The 19,153-nt window shown below is 35.4% G+C and carries 17 protein-coding genes, 1 tRNA gene and 1 riboswitch; of the genes, 7 read left to right on the forward strand and 11 right to left on the reverse strand.

What is annotated here, in order from left to right; genetic code table 11:
- The first annotated feature begins 1 nt into the window (after position 1).
- The 3 genes from BMX49_RS04365 (at position 2) to BMX49_RS04375 (ending at position 1,706) form a co-directional block, all read left to right on the forward strand.
- A complete protein-coding gene (locus tag BMX49_RS04365) occupies positions 2-238 on the forward strand; it encodes an Fjoh_0651 family PID-CTERM protein (RefSeq protein WP_034718910.1) in 237 nt (78 codons plus the stop codon).
- A 62-nt stretch (positions 239-300) separates the two neighbouring features.
- On the forward strand, positions 301-1,584 hold the full coding sequence (locus BMX49_RS04370; RefSeq protein WP_034718912.1) for a peroxiredoxin family protein: 1,284 nt from the start codon (positions 301-303) through the stop codon (positions 1,582-1,584).
- 48 nt (positions 1,585-1,632) lie between these two features.
- A tRNA-Met gene (locus BMX49_RS04375) sits at positions 1,633-1,706 on the forward strand.
- Between the two features lie 391 nt (positions 1,707-2,097).
- On the opposite strand, the gene BMX49_RS04380 is transcribed toward BMX49_RS04375, so the two are convergent.
- The 4 genes from BMX49_RS04380 to BMX49_RS04400 form a co-directional block, all read right to left on the reverse strand.
- Positions 2,098-3,087, reverse strand: a complete 990-nt coding sequence (locus BMX49_RS04380) for a DUF3810 domain-containing protein (protein ID WP_260242681.1) — start codon at positions 3,085-3,087, stop codon at positions 2,098-2,100.
- A gap of 61 nt (positions 3,088-3,148) precedes the next feature.
- On the reverse strand, positions 3,149-4,912 hold the full coding sequence (locus BMX49_RS14850) for an MFS transporter (protein ID WP_034718915.1): 1,764 nt from the start codon (positions 4,910-4,912) through the stop codon (positions 3,149-3,151).
- Between the two features lie 46 nt (positions 4,913-4,958).
- Positions 4,959-5,684, reverse strand: coding sequence for a lysophospholipid acyltransferase family protein (locus tag BMX49_RS04395; protein WP_081864354.1), 726 nt, complete (start codon positions 5,682-5,684; stop codon positions 4,959-4,961).
- Between the two features lie 60 nt (positions 5,685-5,744).
- Positions 5,745-6,203 carry a GtrA family protein gene (locus BMX49_RS04400; protein WP_034718916.1) on the reverse strand — a complete coding sequence of 153 codons (459 nt, stop codon included), beginning with the start codon at positions 6,201-6,203 and terminating at the stop codon, positions 5,745-5,747.
- A 187-nt stretch (positions 6,204-6,390) separates the two neighbouring features.
- Here BMX49_RS04400 and BMX49_RS04405 point away from each other — a divergent pair, with 187 nt between their 5' ends.
- Both BMX49_RS04405 and BMX49_RS04410 read left to right on the forward strand, forming a co-directional pair.
- Positions 6,391-6,663, forward strand: coding sequence for a hypothetical protein (locus tag BMX49_RS04405; RefSeq protein ID WP_260242682.1), 273 nt, complete (start codon positions 6,391-6,393; stop codon positions 6,661-6,663).
- 210 nt (positions 6,664-6,873) lie between these two features.
- Positions 6,874-8,295, forward strand: coding sequence for a CCA tRNA nucleotidyltransferase (locus BMX49_RS04410; RefSeq protein WP_034718917.1), 1,422 nt, complete (start codon positions 6,874-6,876; stop codon positions 8,293-8,295).
- A 72-nt stretch (positions 8,296-8,367) separates the two neighbouring features.
- Here the strand turns inward: BMX49_RS04410 and BMX49_RS04415 are convergent, their stop codons facing one another.
- The 3 genes from BMX49_RS04415 to ppk1 all read right to left on the reverse strand — a co-directional run bounded on the left by BMX49_RS04415 (position 8,368) and on the right by ppk1 (position 13,521).
- A complete protein-coding gene (locus BMX49_RS04415; RefSeq protein ID WP_034718918.1) occupies positions 8,368-9,417 on the reverse strand; it encodes a hypothetical protein in 1,050 nt (349 codons plus the stop codon).
- 10 nt (positions 9,418-9,427) lie between these two features.
- Positions 9,428-11,254, reverse strand: a complete 1,827-nt coding sequence (locus tag BMX49_RS04420; protein ID WP_034718919.1) for a TonB-dependent receptor plug domain-containing protein — start codon at positions 11,252-11,254, stop codon at positions 9,428-9,430.
- 28 nt (positions 11,255-11,282) lie between these two features.
- Positions 11,283-11,450, reverse strand: a riboswitch (cobalamin riboswitch).
- 1 nt (position 11,451) lies between these two features.
- Positions 11,452-13,521: a polyphosphate kinase 1 gene (ppk1, locus tag BMX49_RS04425; protein ID WP_034718920.1), complete on the reverse strand. Its 2,070-nt coding sequence runs from the start codon at positions 13,519-13,521 to the stop codon at positions 11,452-11,454.
- Between the two features lie 142 nt (positions 13,522-13,663).
- On the opposite strand from ppk1, the gene BMX49_RS04430 reads away from it, so the two are divergent.
- Together BMX49_RS04430 and BMX49_RS14670 are read left to right on the forward strand one after the other, a co-directional pair.
- Entirely contained in the window at positions 13,664-14,266 is a 603-nt protein-coding gene (locus BMX49_RS04430; protein WP_081864355.1) for a Crp/Fnr family transcriptional regulator, read from the forward strand.
- A gap of 51 nt (positions 14,267-14,317) precedes the next feature.
- A complete protein-coding gene (locus tag BMX49_RS14670) occupies positions 14,318-15,532 on the forward strand; it encodes a hypothetical protein (RefSeq protein ID WP_034718921.1) in 1,215 nt (404 codons plus the stop codon).
- A 61-nt stretch (positions 15,533-15,593) separates the two neighbouring features.
- Here the strand turns inward: BMX49_RS14670 and BMX49_RS04440 are convergent, their stop codons facing one another.
- From BMX49_RS04440 to nosD, 4 genes are all read right to left on the reverse strand, one after another.
- Entirely contained in the window at positions 15,594-16,160 is a 567-nt protein-coding gene (locus BMX49_RS04440; protein WP_034718922.1) for a fasciclin domain-containing protein, read from the reverse strand.
- A gap of 171 nt (positions 16,161-16,331) precedes the next feature.
- Entirely contained in the window at positions 16,332-17,099 is a 768-nt protein-coding gene (locus tag BMX49_RS04445) for an ABC transporter permease subunit (protein ID WP_034718923.1), read from the reverse strand.
- Positions 17,096-17,845: an ABC transporter ATP-binding protein gene (locus BMX49_RS04450; RefSeq protein WP_375600467.1), complete on the reverse strand. Its 750-nt coding sequence runs from the start codon at positions 17,843-17,845 to the stop codon at positions 17,096-17,098. The genes BMX49_RS04445 and BMX49_RS04450 overlap by 4 nt, the downstream gene beginning before the upstream one ends.
- 37 nt (positions 17,846-17,882) lie before the next feature.
- Positions 17,883-19,121 carry a nitrous oxide reductase family maturation protein NosD gene (gene nosD / locus BMX49_RS04455; protein WP_051803697.1) on the reverse strand — a complete coding sequence of 413 codons (1,239 nt, stop codon included), beginning with the start codon at positions 19,119-19,121 and terminating at the stop codon, positions 17,883-17,885.
- Between the last annotated feature and the right edge of the window lie 32 nt (positions 19,122-19,153).

Raw genomic sequence — 19,153 nt, forward strand, 5'->3', positions numbered from 1 at the left:
GATGAAAATTATATTTAGATTATTTTTAGCAGCTTTTATCTTGGTTATGGGAGTGCTAGTTAATGCCCAACCACCTTGTCCTACTTGCCCACCCGGAAGCGGAGGCGGGGGGGGAGGTGGAACAACGCCAGGTGGACCAGCTTCGCCGATTGATATGTACGTTTATATTTTAGCAATAGCAGCGATTTTATTTATCGTGCTTTATGCAAATAAAATAAAGAAAAAACAAATAGTGTAATTGCTACACTTTAAAAAATTGAACCCATTGAAAAATCAGTGGGTTTTTTTTATATTTACATCATGAAAAAAATAACTTTGATATTGACTCTATTAATCGCCAATGCTTACGATGCCCAGTTTAAAATCAGTGTGGAGGTACCTCAGTCGTTTACTCCTTCTGAAGTTTATCTTTATACGCTAAATGGCTCCAAAGATGTCTTGAACAGCAAACAAATAAAGAAAGAAAGCTCTTGGCAAATCAATGTGGCTAAAACGTATTCGGGAATGATGAAATTATATTTTCCCGAAATTAATGCATCAGTCAATTTTATCTCAGAAAATAAGGACGTCAAAATGAGATTTGAAACGGAGAAAGATAAGATTGTCAACATCGATTACCTCGACGAGGCTAACTTTGCCATGAATCAGATGCAAGATATTCAGCAAAAAAAAGAATTTATCTTGCCAGCATTATATCAAATTAAAGAATACTATAAGCAAAAAAGCGATTTTGGGACCGCTCTTGACAATGAGGTCAATCGTCTTTCAACTCAAACTTCAACCTTAAATAAATTTCCTTTCGTAACTTTCTACAGTACAAACTATGATAAATTTGTAGAGAAAAGCGCCAACAAAAAGCCTATTTCTCACGAAGATATAATTGATTTTTTAAATAAATCAAACGAAATGCTTGAGAGTTCTTCTCTCATGAGACCCGTTCTTGTTGCCTATTTAAATGCCGGATCAAAGTCTACGGTAGCTGCGGAGGTTGATAAATTGCTAAAGACGCTGAATGTGGAAACACCGCGCGGACAAACCGTTCTTTCAGAACTTATTGAAATCTTCAATACGTATGGAATGCAGGATTTGAAGGACAAATATCTCACCGAAGCCAAGAATCTAAAATGCACCATTAATGAGCGATTAACAAGCACGATTGCCACCAATATGAATACAGAAATCGGTGCTGTTTTTCCAAATTATGTTTTTAATAGAGCCTCTAATACTAAGTCTAAATCCCTTCATGATATCAAAGCCGATAAAAAGGTTATTATTTTCTGGGCTTCTACGTGTTCGCACTGCGAAACTGACTTACCGAAGATCATTGAGAAGTACAAAGCGATAAAAGATTTGAAAGCTGAAGTTATTGCATTTTCTTTAGACAGTGATCTAGCAACTTACGAAAGCAAGGTTAAAATGCTGCCTTGGATCAATGATTCAGAATTAAAAGGGTGGAATAGTTCATACTCAGAGATTTACAATATTAATGCTACGCCAAGTTATTTTATTTTAGATAGCGCCAATAAAATCATTGCTAAACCTAATCATGCGGCAGATGTAATTTCTTATTTAAACTTAAAGTAATCTTTTGCCACCTCGTAAAATATTTTTATATTTGCACCACCTTAAAAAGGCGAGGTAGCTCAGTCGGTTAGAGCGCAGGATTCATAACCCTGAGGTCACGGGTTCAATTCCCGTCTTCGCTACAAAAGTCCAGTTTTATACTGGACTTTTTTTTGCCCTAAAATCATTATTCAGATCTGTATTAATTATAGTAGATATATTGAATATTCTTAATTAAAAAAAACTTCGGCCTTTAAAAAGTCTCATTGCTTGCATCCTTTGAATTAAGCAATTAACTGACAATTTTATTGATACATTAATAACCTTTTTTGCCATATGTTATTAGTAGTTTATCGATACTTTTTTCACTATAAAATTTAACTATTTTTAATAAAAAATGTTTGGGTATAAGGATATTTAGTTTTACATTTACAACGTTTTAATAATGGTTTTGCCCTATTAAAACAATAAATTTTTTTTCATCATTTGTGTTTTTAGAATCGCATCGTAAGGTGCGATTCTTTTTATTTATATCTACTTAATTCGCTGATAACGAACAAGCAGATCAATAAAATAGGAATAGGTAATACTTCCTTCTTGGTGATTGCTTTTTAAGAATAGGTCATTAGTAAAACCAAAAAACACCTCCAGAAATCCTTTGTGTTTCATGACAAAAAGCTTCTCAGCCAGTCGGTCGCGTTTCATTTCAGGGGAATAGTTTTCTAAAATTTCTTTAACAAATTCTGGATCACGCTCACTTAAAGAATTAAGAAGAGATTTTAAAACAAAATATTCCGTGCTATACCTTAAATCCTTATTTAAAGATTGTTGGCCCATTAAAAACCCAACAAAATTAGCTTCTTGCTCTTTTGCATAACCAAGCTGGTGTGCGCTCTCATGCGCTAAGGTGAAAGGAATATAGGTTGATGGCAGTTCCGAATTATATTGTGCTTCTGCCGTGAAGGGATTGTAATAGCCGAGAATTCCCGTGTAGCTCATAACGGGCTTAAACAAGCTGGGTTTAAATGCCCGAATGCCTGTTTCTTTCTTGTCATTGATAAAGGATGGTAGCTTTGCTTGGTTCCTTAATATTTCATCTTTTACAGATGTTAGATCCGAAATCATGAAGACGCCACTGCGATCTTCTTTTACCGATGCTCGTGCAATCTTACATCTTGCTAAATACTCTAAAGTAAGACGCTTTAAGTCATCTGACTTTATTTCTTTTTCAGGGAGTTTTTCAATGAGTGGCTTTTGAAAGTATAACATTCCCCAAGAAATCTGGTAGGTCAGATAGACGATATTTAAAAAGATTAAAAATCTGAGTGAGTACGTTTTTCTACTTTCCTTTTTTAAAATTTTAAAAAAGAAGAACAATAAGAAAACAAATAACAGAATATACAGAACATCGCCAACCGAAAATGGGACTAAAGACAATAGCTTCTGATGCATACCTTTTTGATATTCAAAAACGCTTTCAAAAATAGTAACGATAAAATTAACTTGCGAAAAAACTAAAAACAAAACAAATTGGGCAAGTAATAAACCTGCCCAAAATCTTTTTTTATTGTAATAAGTAAATTTTTTAGTGCGCACTGTCTTCGATTTCTCCCATAATAATACCCTGTTTTTTCAGGATTTTTGGGGTGATAAAGCCATAAAAGGCAACATAGATAAAACAAACTATAGGAACAACATAAGAAAAATGCGTCCAGGTGAGACCCATAATTCCTGCTTTGTCTGTAAGATCAAAATCACAAATGTATCCTTGAACCAAAGGAATAATTCCTCCACCTAAAATCATCATAATTAAGAATGACGATGCTTTCCCGGTGTTTTTTCCTAGACCCGCAATAGCAAGATCGAAGATGGCTGGCCACATAATCGAGCAAAAAAGGCCACCAGAAATGAAGAAATATTTGGCGATTTCTTTGTCTGGATAAACCAATCCTAAGAACATCATCACAGCGCCGGCTATTCCAAAAATCATCAATGTTTTACCAGCATTTTTTCCGCCTATGAAACTCATAATAATGAAAGCTACAATCCAAATTGCGTATATGTAGAATTGAGATACGCTTCTACCACTCAGTTCATTGGCAATGATAATGATAATAAAGGCAATGAAGGGAACAATAAATTTAAGTACCATGTTGGATATTTTAGAAATATTAAAAACATTGATACTTCCATTCCATCGGCCAATCATTAAACTGCCCCAATATAAGGACACAAAGGGCGCAATATTATATTCTAATACGCCACCAAACTCTTTTGTATGAAGCAAAGCAGGCAGGTTACTAATAATCGAAACTTCTACACCTACGTACAGAAAAATTGCCAGCATACCCAAATAGAGTTGAGGATACTTTAAAACACTAAACTTTTCAGAACCTTCGTCAATGATTGCTTCCTCCTCTTTTGCAGGATCTTCTATTTTAGAAAAAAGCATGAAAATCGCCACCAATATAAATGCGATACCCAGAACGATGAAAGGTGTTTTTACTAATTTCAAATGCTCTTTCACAAAACCGATCGGGTAACTAATGTTGGTAGAACGCTGTTTGATTTCACCAAGTTTGGTTGAGTAAGCATCGACTTGGGATTCATCTGCAGAAGCATTTTGATCAATGGAAGTCATTTCCTTCTCCAGATCACTGATGTTTGTTTGTACAATTGAAATGACTTGATTCACCTTCGCCGGCTCGTCTTCATTATCAGTTCTTAATTCAAGAATGTTTTTTGAAAGTTCCTCTTTGTGAATTTGATATTCATTTTTTACAACTTCAATTTTGGTTAAATTTTCATTCTTCGGTGTAGACTCTTCTTTGTTTCCCATCCCAAACAAAGCAATCCCAACGAGGATCGGTCCGATGGTCGTTCCTAAGGAATTGATTCCACCTGCCATGGTCAATCGATGGGCACCGGTTTGAGCACTTCCCATTTTTATGGCTAGTGGATTCGCAACAATTTGCTGAACAGAAAACCCTAATCCTACGATAAATAAAGCAGTTAAGAAAAACCAGAAACTAGCTGCAGACGCTGCTGGAACAAAGAGAAATGCTCCAATAGCAGAAATAACCAAACCGACCGCAAGAGTTTTTTTATACCCAAATTTTTGTAAAATATCAGTTTTAATCGAAATAATAAAGAAGATAACGGATCCCACAAAATAAGCAACGTAGAAAGCCCAAGCCACTAACTGACTCTGAACTTGTGACAGCACAAACCATTTTTTGAAAACCGGAATTAAAATATCATTACTCGCGGCTACAAATCCCCAAAAAAAGAAAACGACAATTAAGGAGAGAAATTGAGACCATTTGGTCTGTTGCTGGTTATTATTCATACAATTATTATTAGTTAAGGAAAACAAATATACCTAATTTATTGCCTCAAATTGAGGATTCTAAAACATTTTTAATTTTATGATGTGCTTCTTCTTTTAGTGATATAATCGATTGGTTAGGCTCTATAATATCATTAAAAAACACCTTTACTTTCCCTGGATGTCCCTTAGAATAATCGAAAGGAAACATCTTCTTTAAACCAGCAAACGTAAAAACTGCGATGGGCGCCTGATATTTTGAAGCAAGGGTAAAGGCGCCATCTTTAAAGGAATCGAGGATTACCGAAGTATCATCTGGAACACCACCTTCTGGAAAGATGACAATGCTTTGTCCTTCTTCCATTCTTTCGGCACAGCGGCGATAGACATCTGCGCGACTGCGAGCAGAAGTTCGGTCGACCATGACGCAGATTCTCTTGTAGATGATCCCGAAAATAGGAATTTTTACCAGTTCTTTTTTACCAACATAAACCAGCGGATTGTGTGGCATTAAAATGCAAGGCAACATAACATCAATTATAGAGGTGTGGTTTGAAATAAAGACATACTGTCTATTTCTATCAATTTTCTTTTCGGTAAGATTGATCAGTTCATAGCGGAATCCCATGCCGTAAAACATGCCAAAACACCAAAGGCGCATAAAGAAATAGGCATGCGGATAATGTTCCTTTTTAATGGAGAAAAGCAAAACCGGAATCCCCATAACGATGGTTAAAACTGCTCCCAAAATCATCATCCAACCTCGCCAGATATAGTTTAAAACTTTTATCATTTATTTTTAAAAATTACTTTTTATCTAAATTATCAAATAGCTGTAAATCATTTTTACTGTTTAACCATTGAAAATAACTTTTTTCTTCAAGGTGTAGTTCAATATTGAAACCAGCAGAATCGCGGCTATTTTACTTAAAATTTCCTGACTAATTACCAAGAATCCTAAATCAAGATGTTCTTTAAAGACTACTCTAAAGAAGACCTGAAAGAATGCTAAACTCAGTAAAGTAGAGAAGAATGAAATGATCATAAAGTAAACAAACTCTTTTCGTTTCGAATGTTTGCCCCGTTCGAAAACAAACCAGATGCTCAGAAAATAATTGGTAATAATTCCGCAGGTTGTAGAGAAGATATTACTTAAGGGAAAGTGAATCCCATGAAAGTTATTTTCCTGAGAAAAGATTAAAGGTAAATTAACGCTGAATCCTTTAAATGAACTAATTTCTACCACAGCACTCAGTACTCCCGCAAGCACGAAAAGTAAAACCTGTTTTTGTTTAAGTATAAGTTCCTTCATCTTAGTAGCTGCAAATTTATAATTATATGTTAAACAATCAGAAAAACTTGTTAAAATATATTTTTAGTTCAAGATATTGTTTACTTTTAATTATTGAATCAGAATTCTTATAGGTTTAATTGATCAGTTTCAAGTAGTTAATAGATTGATTATCCTAATGTCCAGTAGAAAATCACCAAATCTATTAATGCAATTATTGATTATCAAAATGACAACAGCAAGACCTTACAGAAAGTTTTTACCAGATCAAAAAAAAATTGAGGAATTAGAAAAAAATAGTCCTCGTTTTAAAAGAGTGTATGCAGAATATGAGCTAATGACCGATCAGCTGTGGGATATGGAAAATACGGATGGTCCTAATATTCCCGAAGATTTTGTGGAGGCTATTATCGTTCAAACGGAATATTTGGAAGACGAAATTACTCACTGGCTTTTGAATGAAAATACATCTTCAAAGTAGAACCGAAAATATTTCAAGAACTGCCAATGATTTTTTGAGTCAAAGTTTAGTAAGGTGAGTAACAGATCTCATTTTACCCCGATGAGAACTATTGATTTTCTATGTTAAGTTTTAAGTTCTCCGATGGCACTTTAACTTTAATGAACCTGCGCTTTTCCTTATCTTTGCCTAAATTAAAAATTCGGTCTTTAGGGTTCGGACTTCAAGCTTATGAATATCAATCTTACTCAAAATAAAAATTTCAAACTTTTCAAACTTATTTCAGAAGTTGCCGAAAAAAATGATCAGACTGTTTTTATTGTTGGTGGTTATGTTCGAGATTTATTAATGAAGAGAAAAACACCAACCGATATTGATTTTGTTACCGAAAGCAACGGTATGTCGTTGGCAAAATCAATCGCCTCCGAAATTCAGCCTTCGCCCACAGTGACCATTTTCAAAAATTATGGCACGGCAATGTTTAAATTTCAAGGTCTTGATTTAGAATTTGTTGGTGCCCGAAAAGAAAGTTATGCTGAAGATTCCCGCAAGCCTTCCGTAGAAACCGGTACATTAGACGATGATCAAAAACGCCGGGACTTCACCATTAACTCTTTGGCAATTTCTTTAAATAAAGAAAACTTTGGAGACTTGATTGATCCTTTTGATGGTGTTCTTGATATCAAAAAGAAAATTCTCCGTACGCCTTTAGAACCCAGCCAAACTTATTCCGATGATCCTCTACGAATGATGCGCGCGATTCGTTTTGCTTCAACCTTAAATTTCACCATCGAAGAAGATTCTCTGAAGGCGATAAAGCAAGAGGTGGACAGAGTCAAAATCGTTTCTATGGAAAGGATTATGGTTGAATTTAATAAAATTATGCTCTCAGAAAAACCTTCTGTTGGTTTAAAATTAATGGAGGAAACAGGCATTTTAGATTTAGTCATGCCCGAACTTACCGCCCTAAAAGGCATCGAAGAGGTTGACGGACAAACCCACAAAGACAATTTTTGGCACACCTTAGAAGTTGTTGATAATATTTCCAAACATACCGAAAATCTTTGGCTCAGATGGGCAGCTCTGCTACACGACGTGGGGAAAGCGCCAACCAAGAAATTTTTAGATGGAAGCGGCTGGACTTTTCACGGTCATGAATTCCTGGGTTCTAAAATGGTGAAGTCCCTTTTTTATCGTTTAAAATTACCCTTAGGAAACGATATGAAATATGTTCAGAAGCTGGTTAAACTTTCATCGCGACCGATTGCTTTAATTGATGACGGAACTTCTGATTCTGCGCTGCGAAGACTTTTGTTTGATGCTGGCGAAGATTTAGAAGATTTATTTATTTTGAACAAAGCCGATATTACCACTAAAAATTCCTCAAAGCAGGCAAAGTTTAAAAAGAATTTTGAATATGTCGCTTCGAAAATTAAAGAGGTGGAAGAGAAAGATCAAGTTCGAAATTTTCAACCGCCCATTTCTGGTGAAGAGATTATGGAACTCTTTAATTTAAAACCCGGCAGAGAAATCGGAATTTTAAAAGAGAAAGTAAAAGAAGCTATTTTGGAAGGCGAAATTGGAAATGATAAAGACGAAGCGAGAAATTTCGTAATCAAAGAAGGCGAAACTTTAGGCCTAATTCTCGCCTAATACATTTTAGAAAAAAAGCAAAAGCCCTTTCAAATATCTTTGAAAGGGCTCTTTAATTACAAAGAAAAACTGTTAGTTTTTGTAAAAACCATTGGTTCCGATTCCTGTAGTTAGTGTCTTTAGCAAAGTTCCGGTCAGACTGTAAATTCTGGTTTTACTGTCTGAAGAGAAAGTTGGATCTGCCACGAACACATTTCCATTAATGACATTGAAGCCATAAATATTGTTCGCAGTTACCGAAAATAATTCATTGGCTGTATTTCCAGTAATGTTAAATACTTTTTTTGCTGACGAAATCATATAGATTTTGTTTTGATCAATTGCTAATTTTAAACCTCCAGCAACATTCTCGAAAGATATCTTTTCCGCAATTCCAGTTGAAGCAGCGATTTTGTAAAAGTTAGAAGTGCTGTCGTTTGAAGTAAGAACATACACGAAATTAGCATCAGAAGTCATGTCTTTAATTATGAATTCATCGTTCAAAGTAATCACTTTATCAACTTCATTAGTCAGCGGATTAATCCTTGTAATGGTATGTCCAGTCGGCAATTCATTGTAGCTTGCATCGTACGTTGACCCATCAGTTTGAATGTAAATGTAATTGCTTGAGCTCGTAATTCTTTCGGCATAACGATCGAAATTAATGCTTTTTACAAAATTGTCGGCGTTATCGTAAATGTTCACTTTTCTTACACTGAAAAAATCATTGTTGGTGATATAAGTGTGATTATTGGCAAAAGCAATATAGCGAGGCGTGCTCAAATTAGCGGTAATAGAATTGGTCTTTTTAAAAGTATAGCGGTTGACGATTTCTACTTTGTTCGGAACGTTTAAAACCAAATACGCTAAATCTCCCTTGAATCCGACACTTTGAAATACATTTCCTAAAACTGCATTTCCATTATTGGTTTTGAAAATGTTGTCTTCTTGTTTGGCAAAATCATTTGAAAAATAGGAAACACTGGCAGTTGGCGTAGAAAATCCACCTTCATTGGTAATTAAAATTCCATTTTCATAAGCTCCTTTTGGAATTGCTTCTTCATAGTTGTCTTCATTTCTACAAGAAATGTTGAATAGTAGAGTTAAGGCGAAAGCGGATGCAATCAGTTTCGAAATTTTCATTTTTATAAATTTAAAAGTTAATTAATAGGTTAGCGCTGTAATTCCTCTTTGGTAGAGGAAAGTAGGCGGTGGTTTCATAGATCTCATTGAAGATATTGTGCACTTTAAAACCGATTTTATAATGTTTTAAAACCGAGAAGTTGAGTCCAGAATTCATAACAAAATAAGATTGAATGGCATCACTCAGTTTTTCGTTATCGCTCGTATAAGTCAAGCCATTAAACATTCCCTGAAGAAATAATTCTACAAAATGATAGGAATAGGTTGCATTCCCAAAGATTTTATGTGGAGGAACGTAAGCTAGAAGTTGATCGGTTTCCAAGTTTTTAGAATGCGTGAATAGGTAGCCAACTGAAAATTTAGTTTGGCTTTTTCCGAAGTCTTTGGCAAAATCTAACTGTGATTCTAGGCCGTACGATTCGACATTGTTGGTGTTGATTGGCGCCCAAATTCCTTTTGAATTAGGCAGCCACCGAATCATATCATTAATCTTGATATAATAAGGAGTAAGATTCAATTTGAAATTACCGTATTTAAAATTGTTTCCAAGATCCGCTTGGTGTGAAATTTCAGATTTTAAATCTAAGTTTCCGCCTGGTTGCCAATACAAATCGTTGAATGACGGATTTCTAAAATTTTTGGAAATATTTAAAACAATAGAATACCAATTATTAACAGCCATTTTTCCTGAGAAAGAAAATAAAATTGGAGTTTCTATCAGCTCGATGAAATCTTTTTTGATACCCGCTTCAAAATTAAATTTACGAGCGGGATTCCATCTTAATAAGCCAGCGATAGATCCAGCATTTCTTTCCACATTTTTGATTCCTGATTGGTAACCTTCCGCTTGATCTAATTTGTATTCACCAATAAAATTGAAAGCCAATTGATCATTGAGAAAATAATTAAAATCATTTTTAGTTAAATAGGTTTGCGAAGTTCCACCACTGCTTTTTGGTCGATCAATATGGTCAAAATATTGAAATTCATCTTCGAGATACGCGACTTTAAAGCTGTTCTGTATTTTTGTCGAATTGTAATTCCAACTAACCAAACTTCGGAAACTGTCAGTAAAATATTTTGTCTTCGAATAATCTTCCGACCGAACAGGATAGTGCTGAACGCCATCGTATATTTGAGTCTGCCAAAAAATAGTGTTCTGAGAATTTATTTTATAAGCCGCCCCAAGATTAAAAGTTCGGTTATCATATTGACCATTCAAGTTGATATAATCTTCTTCTGGAATTTCATAATTATTATCGCTGCTAACCAAATTTCCAGACACTTTTATCGATAGTCGATCATCGCTATAAGAAGCTTTCAGTAAAGAATTAAAAGTATTGAAGGATCCGTATTCCGCAAACATAGTCGTTCTAAATCCTTTATTAAAGGCGAGTACATTGTTAAGATGAATAGAACCACCGATGGCACCGCTTCCATAAATCACACTGCCACCGCCTGATTTTACTTCGAGTTGATCATAACCCAGAAGACTCAGATTATTCATATCACCCTGACCCAGAAAAGTTGAATTGATGTTGATTCCGTTCCAAACAAATGCGGTTTGCTGCGCCGTAGTTCCGCGGAAGGAAGGAGATGAAACCATTCCTCGTCCGTTTTCCTTAATGTAAACCGGAGATTGAAAACGTAATACTTCCGAAAGATTCGTCGTGTTTTTCAACAAATCTTCTTGACTTAATGTTTCAATTTTTTGAAATTTTTTCGAATTCTTCAACTGATTGTCGAAGATATAAACCGTGTCGATTTCTTTCTCCTGAGCAAAACTCAAAAAAAAACAAAAAAGGAATGCTACGGAAAATTGGTATTTTATCGTCATTATTCAGGCCTTTCCTCCGAAAGCATTTTTTAAGTTAAAACTTTCAGCAAGGTCTCCTGACTTTCACAAAACTGCACCTTCCCGATTGCTCAGTGGTTGTGTCGCAGTTTCCTAATGGTGATTTACAGTTGCGGGGACAGTTTGTGATTTGCACACAATTCCCTTCTCTAAAAGCACTGCAAAGATAGTAATTTCCTTTAATCTAAAGGCGATTTGTTTTTTAGATAATGGTAAGTTTCGATCTGCGATCGAATCGGAATCTTACCACCTTGTACATATGCATTCCGCAATTTTTTATCTAAAATTCGTGCTTTCACGTTATCGCTCAATTGAATTTCAAGTTGGTCTTTGATCTCTTTTTTTAGATTTTTCTGCGTGATTTTTGCGGCCGCTTCAATTCGATAATCCAGATTTCTAGTCATCCAATCGGCGGAGGAAATATAAATATCTTCATGACCTTTATTATAAAAATACAGGACTCTCGAATGTTCTAAATATTCATCAACAATACTGATGGCCGTTATTTTCTGTTTAAAATCTTTTTGATTAATGGGACAGTAGATTCCACGGACAATCAATTTGATGATGACGCCACGATCGGCTGCCTCATAAAGTTTTAAAATTAAATCTCTGTCGCTTAGTGAATTTACTTTAACGATGATTAATGATTTTCTGCCAGATTTTGCCTCTTCAATCTCTTTATCAATATGAGCAATAATCTTTTCGCGCATAAATTCTGGGCAAACCACTAAACTGTTGCACGATTTCAAAGTGGAAATAATATCATCTTTTGGTTTCTGTAAAACTTTAAATATCTTATTGATGTCGGCCATAATTCCACGGTCAGAAGTCATTAACAAATGATCGCCATATATTTTTGCCGTTTTTTCATTAAAATTTCCGGTGCTCACAAAACCGTATTGCAGCGTTTTATTGTGAACTCTCTTTTTAATGACACACAGTTTCGCATGAACTTTCTTATTTGGAATTCCTGTTAAAACCTTGACGCCTTCTTCCTCCAAAATTTCTTTCCAATTTAGATTGTTTTCTTCATCAAATCTTGCCCGAAGCTCCAGCATGATAGTCACTTCTTTACCATTTCTTACCGCATTGATTAGGGCGTTGACAATTTTCGAATTACTCGCCAATCGGTAACCCGTAATTTGAATTGATTTCACATCAGGATCCATGGCGGATTCCCTCAATAGATCAATAACTGGCGTATAATTATGGTAAGGGAATGTCAACAGAACGTCGGTTTTTTGAATTACATCGGTCACTCTTTTGCCAACAAATTTTGCGTGGTCAAAGGAGGTTCTTTCTACTGGTTTTTTATAACCTTCGAACACGTCGGGGAATTCCATAAAATGCCGGAAATTATGAATTTTTCCACCCGGAATAATGCTGTCCTTTTTTGTTAAATGAAGTTTTTTAATTAGAAATTCTAAGAGCGCTTTGTCCATCACTTTATCAAAAACAAATCGCGTAGGCTTTCCTTTTCGTCGGGATTTAATTCCCTTCTCAATCTTTTCTGCCAGGGTAGTTTTGATGTCGTTATCCAAATCAAATTCGGCATCTTTGGTTACTTTAAAACAATGAGCTTCGTAATCCTCATAGCCAAAGTACGAGAAAATATGAGGTAAATTATAAGTGATCACATCTTCTAACAGCATTACATTTTTCTCGTTTTTTTCATCGGACGGAAGTAAGACAAACCTTCCCAAAGTTCGAGACGGAATTTCAATAATCGCAAATTTACTTTCATATTGAAATTGTTTTTTGCGCATCGCCACGCCTAAATAAAGTGATTTGTCCCGCAGATAAGGCATCGGTGAATTGTCATGGAGCAAAATTGGGATCACATTGCTTTCGACGACTTCATCGAAATATGCCGTTACGAATTTCTTTTGGGCGGCAGTTAAGTTTTTTGCTGTTTTAATAAAAACATTTTGGTCGGCCATTTCCAATTGTATTTTCTTCCAAGTTTTGGCGAAATCAAGTTGCTGCTTAATGACCACTTCATTAATTCTTTGTAAAATTTTAGTCGGTGGCTGGTAAAAAGATTCGGTGATGAATTTGTCTTTAAAATCCATCGCACGTTTTAAACCCGCCACACGGACTCTGAAAAATTCATCGAGATTATTAGAAAAAATTCCCATAAAGCGAATGCGCAAATGTAGGGGAACATTTTGATCCATGGCTTCTTGTAAGACGCGCTCATTAAAAGAAAGCCACGTAATATCTCTGGGATTAAATTGATTTGACATAATTGATGATTGTAGCTTCAAAATTAACCATTTTAAAAGTTCTATTCTAACTATTTTGCTCCTGTGGCAGTTAATTTATAACTACCATTTTAAAATTATTAATTAAAAAAATTGTTATATTTGATAAATTACAATAAATAAGATGGAATTTCAACTCGATGATGATTTGTTGAAGACGACTAAAGCTGAAAAAAAGATCTATTACAAAGGCGATGTGGTTTTAAATGAGGGCGATATATGTCAGTATTTTTATTTCTTACATGACGGCGAGCTTTCTGTTTTTAATTTTACTGAAAAAGGAAAAGAACTTCTTCAGCATAAAGTAAAGGGCGCTCATTTTTTTGCTGAGCCTGCGATTCTTTTAGGTAAACCTATTCCGGGAAATGTAGAAGTGTATTCTGATAAAGCTCATGTCATCAAGATGAATAGAGACCTTTTTGTGGATTACTTAAAAAGTCACCCAGAATTCTTATATAATTTTACAATATCTGTTGCTCAAAAATCGCTTAAAAAGAGTCTACTGCTCAAACAGATTGTGTTGCTGAATCCAGAAGAACGAATTATGCACCAGTTGAGAGATTATAAAAGAGAAAGTGGTTTACAGCATGAAAAACTGATGATCAAACTGACCAGAAAAGAACTTTCTCACATGACCGGACTTCGAATTGAAACGGTCATCCGAACGATTAAGAAAATGGAGAAAGAAGAAAAATTAGAAATTGTAAATGGAAAAATTTTCCTTTAAAGATGATTCAACTCATACCGATAAACCTATTATAGACCTTAATTTTGTCCCATGAAGAATATTGCATTTTGGTTAAAGTTTTCAGTCTTTAATTTTTTCCTTGTTGCCGTTTTAGGCGTTTTGATGCGTTATAAAATTGCCTACTCGCTGCCAATTGTCGATCAAAAGCATGTGCAAGAAGCACATTCTCATTTTGCATTTTATGGTTGGATTACGTTAATTATCTACGTTTTAATCATTCGGTATTTGCACGGTATCATTTCGGAACAGCAATTAAAAAAATATCACACTTTGTTGATTGTCAATGCGGTTTCAGCGTACGCCATGATTCCCAGTTTTATTTATAACGGGTATTACTGGCTGTCCATTGCCGCCTCAACAGCTGCGTTATTGACGAGTTTTGTCTTCTTCTTTTTCTTAATTCGTGATTTAAAAGGAAAGCAAAACATCTCAAAGCCCTGGTTTTTGGGAGGTTTATTTTTTGCCGTCATTTCCTCAGTTGGTGTTTTCGGACTGAGTTACATGATGTCTACTGGCAACATGACTCAAAATCTTTATCTGAGCTCAACCTATTACTATCTGCATTTTCAGTATAACGGTTTCTTCATTTTCAGTTGTATTGGCTTACTGTTGCATTCTCTAAAAGAAATTGGAGCAGAAGTAACTGAAAAAGAGAATAAGATGATTTTCTGGCTAATGTTTGTTGGTTGTCTGATTGGCTTCGGACTATCGGTTCTTTGGATGAAAATGCCACTTTGGATATTCATTGCAATTATATTAGCAACCATTGCGCAGACATTAGGAGCGGCAAAACTTTACTTAGTTCTGAAGAGAAACTGGGCCAAATTGGTGCTTAATTTTTCAGCGTTACAACGATTTGTTTTGATGTATGTCGGCTTTGCATTCTTTGCGAAAATCATGTTGCAACTCGGTTCTACGATTCCGGCATTGAGTCAGTTTGCCTTTGGATTTAGAAATGTGGTGATTGCATATCTGCATTTAATTCTGTTGATGTGCGTGTCGGTTTTCTTGATCAATCAGATTTTAGCAACTAATGTTTTCAAAATGACGAAGCCAGTAATTCTTGGTCTTAAATTATTGCTTTTAGGAATATTTTTAAATGAAGCGTTTCTAGGGTTAATGGGTGTTTTCTCGATCACCTATGTAGCGATTCCTTTTGCGGCGCAGATTCTATTGGTAGTCTCTTTATTAATGATGTTTGCTTTGCTGTTAATCTTCTTTAATTTAAAAAAGAAGACGCTATAAAAAAACCCTTCCGAAATAAATTCAGAAGGGTACAAAACATTAAATTTAAAAGATTCTTTTCTTAGTTTGGCAGGATCACACTATCAACAACGTGAACGATTCCGTTTGCCGCAGGAACTGAAGCGATAATATTAATGGTTCCATTAATAACAGGTTTTCCATCAACCATTTTAATGCTGATTGGCGTTCCATCAACCATTCCTAAACTTTGTCCGTCTGTAAGATAATCAGTTTTAATTACGCCTACATAAGTGTGATGACTTAAGATGTCATTCAACTTGTCTTTATTTTCTGGTTTTAGCAGATCATCTAAAGCGCCCGCAGGAAGTTTCGCAAAAGCTTCATTGGTTGGAGCAAATACGGTGAAAGGTCCAGCATTACTAAGAGAAGTTGCTAACCCCGCAGCTTGTACACCTTTTACCAAAGTAGATAAATCTGGATTACTCACGGCAAGTTTCACAATGTCTGGCGCGCTGTCATTATCTACAACAGCTTCTTGACCGCCACCAGCTGCAGCAGGTTCTGTTCCTACGCTTTCCGTAGTAGCAGTTTCGGCAGTCGTTTCATTCTTTGCACATGATGAGAAAGCAAGTGCAACCACCGCAAGCATCATAATTGATTTTTTCATAGCTTTTATTTTATTTGTTAAATTTTAATATTGAAAGTCCGAAGTTTTTCTATTTATTCTGATATAAAATTAGGCGGAAAATTCGACAGTTCGTTATGACTGTAATCACATAAATTACAATTAATTAAGTGAGTTTTATCACCTTGTTTTAATGTGATTTTCTGAGGAGAATTAAAGGTCTTTTTTATTAAATAAAATCAATGACCAGAGGAAAGGAACCAAGGTCCAAATCGCTAAAATGATCATTGAAATGACCATTCCACCGCCAGAGCCGAAAACCATTCGAAAAATCGCGCCTGCCTGTCCCAACATCGCCGCAACATCTAGCTGAAGCAAGACAAATATCCGAGAAAGACCAATGGGATTTACGGCTGCAATGGTGGCCATAATTCCTTCGATTGGATAGTCTGCGAACTGAAACATTAAGACTAATAAAATTCCGTCATAGATGATTGCAAAGAACATCCATATAAAAATAGAAACACCGATTCCTTTGGCTCTATCTCTGCTGAAAATCGCGGCTAACATGGCCAAGGATGTAAAAATAATCGAAAGAAAAACACCTGTTATTAATAAAGAGGCACCAGTTTCAATGGAGGAATAGAGTAGGATTGGAATTCCACAGCCTATTAAAAAGGCGAAAATGAGCGCGGTAGAAAGTCCGAGGAATAGATTAAACCAAACCTTAGATCTAGGCACAGGCTGACTCAAAAGCAGTTCTATAAACTGACTGCTGTTATAAACATAAATGGTCGAGAAAATGATGCTTACTAAAGGAACTACCAGCAAGACTACATTCAATAAACTCAGAGTGGCTTTGGTATAATTGTTATCTAAGCCTAAAACTGACCAGGAGATGATGAAGAGTAAAATCGTATACAGAATGACAATTTTATTTTTTAAAATATCAAATAAGATGAAACGTGCTATTTTGTTCATTTTTTCAAGGCTTTTAGAATGGAAATAATTCCGTCGGAAATTTTTGTCGTGTTGGTTTCTTTTTTCAAATCTTCAACAGATTGATGCACGAGGACTTTGCCTTCGTTCATAAATACAATTTCACTGATGATTTCATCGAGTTCACTCAAAAGATGCGAGGTGATAATAATGAGTTTCCCTTTATTTTTTTCTTTAATGATTTTATTTTTCAGAATTTCTGTCGCCAATGGATCAAGTCCCGCCGTTGGTTCATCCAAAATAATTACTTTCGGATTAAAGAGAAATGCTAAAACGGCGCTCACTTTTTGAGTAGTTCCACCAGAAAGGGTTCGCATCTTTTTGCCATAGATATTCTCCAGTTCAAAGGCATCAAGAAGTTCCGTGTCCAGATTATCGCCCGTACTTTTTCGAGTATCCTTAATCATCTTGATGGTTTCTTCGATGGTCATGTTTTCCGGATACCGTCCGATCTGCGGCATATAGCCAATGTTCTCGCGGTATTTATAATCGTCTTTTACACTTTTTCCATCGACCAGAATGTCGCCCTCTTCCACCACATTTAATCCTAGAATACATTTAATCATGGTAGTTTTGCCACAACCGTTTGGTCCTATTAAGGCAATAGAATGTCCGTTTTCAAAAGATAAATTAACCTCATCAAGTGCGGTAAATTTTTGGAACTTTTTGGTTAGATTTTTAATTTCAATCATATCATTAAGATGTTCATTGTCAACATCAACTTTCATTAATTTTTTAAGAATATAAAACTTTAAATAAAACCTCTTAGATTTTCACGGGTTTCATTAACGGCTGATCATCTACAAAACTTTCTGGCGTTAAACTCGGAATAATCTTTTCAGTTCGGTCTAGCATATCAACCAAGAAACTTCTGAAGAGCAACATTACGGAGGCGTTTTGCTCAACCAGCACGGAGTATAGACTCAATGGGTGAAAAGGAACGTCGCCAATTTTATCTTTATCGAGGTCGTAGCCTTCATATTTATCCCAGTAATTAAAACGGAATTCATTCATCACCACGGTACCATTTGTACTAACGTCAAAGGTGTTGTTGATGAAATTATTTCGCATTAATTTGTTTTCCATGCAATTAGAATTAATCTTAATCGCCCAGCCATTGTTCTCAAACTGATTGTTATAAAAATCAATTTTAGTCGCGCCGTCCGCAAAGATGGCGGTTGTATTATTTTGGAAAAAGTTTCCTTTAATCTTACTGTAAGAGATCTCTTTTAGTAAAAGTCCGAAAACGCTGTCGCCCCAATTGTTGATGAATTTATTATCGTACATGCTCACGTTCATGGCATACATAACGGCCACGCCGGCTTCATTATTATCAAATACATTTCCGGTATAAACACTATCGTTGGAAAACATAAAGTGTAAACCGTACCGAAGATTGTGGCGAGAAAGGTTGTGAAAAACGAAACACTTGGCATTTTTTTCCAGATAAATTCCGTCTTTGTGTCCGCTGATGTAATTGTTTTTGACCCAAATTTCCCGACTTCCTAACAGATGAATGCCATCTCCAATATTCTCTTGAGAGGTACCGCGATTGGTAGTGATTTTATTATTGCTGATTAAAATACGCAAACCTCGCTGAACATAAATTCCGAAATGATTATTTTCGAAAATATTATTATCAATGACGGAATCAGCACTGGTGTAAATGTGAACTGCAGCAACACTTCGGATTTCATCTCTGCCACTGTTGATCAGTTTAAAACCTTTTAAAACAATATTGTCTGCATTGAACGTGATAATTTCCCCATCCATATTGCCGTCAATAATAGGTCGGTCAATTCCGATCAAGGTAATTGATTTGTGAAGTTCAATGGTTCCTTCGATGTAATGTCCTTTGGAAACAAAAATAGTATCGCCGCTTTGTGCTGCGGCGATAGCTGATTTTATGGTTTTATACTGTTCATTTTTACCAACTTTAAAAACTGCGGAGAACGCAAAAAGCGGTAAAATTAATAATAGAAAATTGACTATTTTGTTTTTCATATTTCATACGTATTGCAGGTTTTCCCTACAAT

Origin of the sequence: Kaistella antarctica (assembly GCF_900109615.1) — a bacterium.
Taxonomy (GTDB): domain Bacteria; phylum Bacteroidota; class Bacteroidia; order Flavobacteriales; family Weeksellaceae; genus Kaistella; species Kaistella antarctica.

What these genes read in the sequence shown, in the direction of transcription:
- BMX49_RS04365 (WP_034718910.1), top strand. Translation starts at nt 2, where the DNA reads ATGAAAATTATATTTAGATTATTTTTAGCAGCTTTTATCTTGGTTATG.
- BMX49_RS04370 (WP_034718912.1), top strand. Translation starts at nt 301, where the DNA reads ATGAAAAAAATAACTTTGATATTGACTCTATTAATCGCCAATGCTTAC.
- BMX49_RS14850 (WP_034718915.1), bottom strand. Translation starts at nt 4,912, where the DNA reads ATGAATAATAACCAGCAACAGACCAAATGGTCTCAATTTCTCTCCTTA.
- BMX49_RS04395 (WP_081864354.1), bottom strand. Translation starts at nt 5,684, where the DNA reads ATGATAAAAGTTTTAAACTATATCTGGCGAGGTTGGATGATGATTTTG.
- BMX49_RS04400 (WP_034718916.1), bottom strand. Translation starts at nt 6,203, where the DNA reads ATGAAGGAACTTATACTTAAACAAAAACAGGTTTTACTTTTCGTGCTT.
- BMX49_RS04405 (WP_260242682.1), top strand. Translation starts at nt 6,391, where the DNA reads ATGCAATTATTGATTATCAAAATGACAACAGCAAGACCTTACAGAAAG.
- BMX49_RS04410 (WP_034718917.1), top strand. Translation starts at nt 6,874, where the DNA reads ATGAATATCAATCTTACTCAAAATAAAAATTTCAAACTTTTCAAACTT.
- BMX49_RS04415 (WP_034718918.1), bottom strand. Translation starts at nt 9,417, where the DNA reads ATGAAAATTTCGAAACTGATTGCATCCGCTTTCGCCTTAACTCTACTA.
- BMX49_RS04420 (WP_034718919.1), bottom strand. Translation starts at nt 11,254, where the DNA reads ATGACGATAAAATACCAATTTTCCGTAGCATTCCTTTTTTGTTTTTTT.
- ppk1 (WP_034718920.1), bottom strand. Translation starts at nt 13,521, where the DNA reads ATGTCAAATCAATTTAATCCCAGAGATATTACGTGGCTTTCTTTTAAT.
- BMX49_RS04430 (WP_081864355.1), top strand. Translation starts at nt 13,664, where the DNA reads ATGGAATTTCAACTCGATGATGATTTGTTGAAGACGACTAAAGCTGAA.
- BMX49_RS14670 (WP_034718921.1), top strand. Translation starts at nt 14,318, where the DNA reads ATGAAGAATATTGCATTTTGGTTAAAGTTTTCAGTCTTTAATTTTTTC.
- BMX49_RS04440 (WP_034718922.1), bottom strand. Translation starts at nt 16,160, where the DNA reads ATGAAAAAATCAATTATGATGCTTGCGGTGGTTGCACTTGCTTTCTCA.
- BMX49_RS04445 (WP_034718923.1), bottom strand. Translation starts at nt 17,099, where the DNA reads ATGAACAAAATAGCACGTTTCATCTTATTTGATATTTTAAAAAATAAA.
- BMX49_RS04450 (WP_375600467.1), bottom strand. Translation starts at nt 17,845, where the DNA reads ATGAAAGTTGATGTTGACAATGAACATCTTAATGATATGATTGAAATT.
- nosD (WP_051803697.1), bottom strand. Translation starts at nt 19,121, where the DNA reads ATGAAAAACAAAATAGTCAATTTTCTATTATTAATTTTACCGCTTTTT.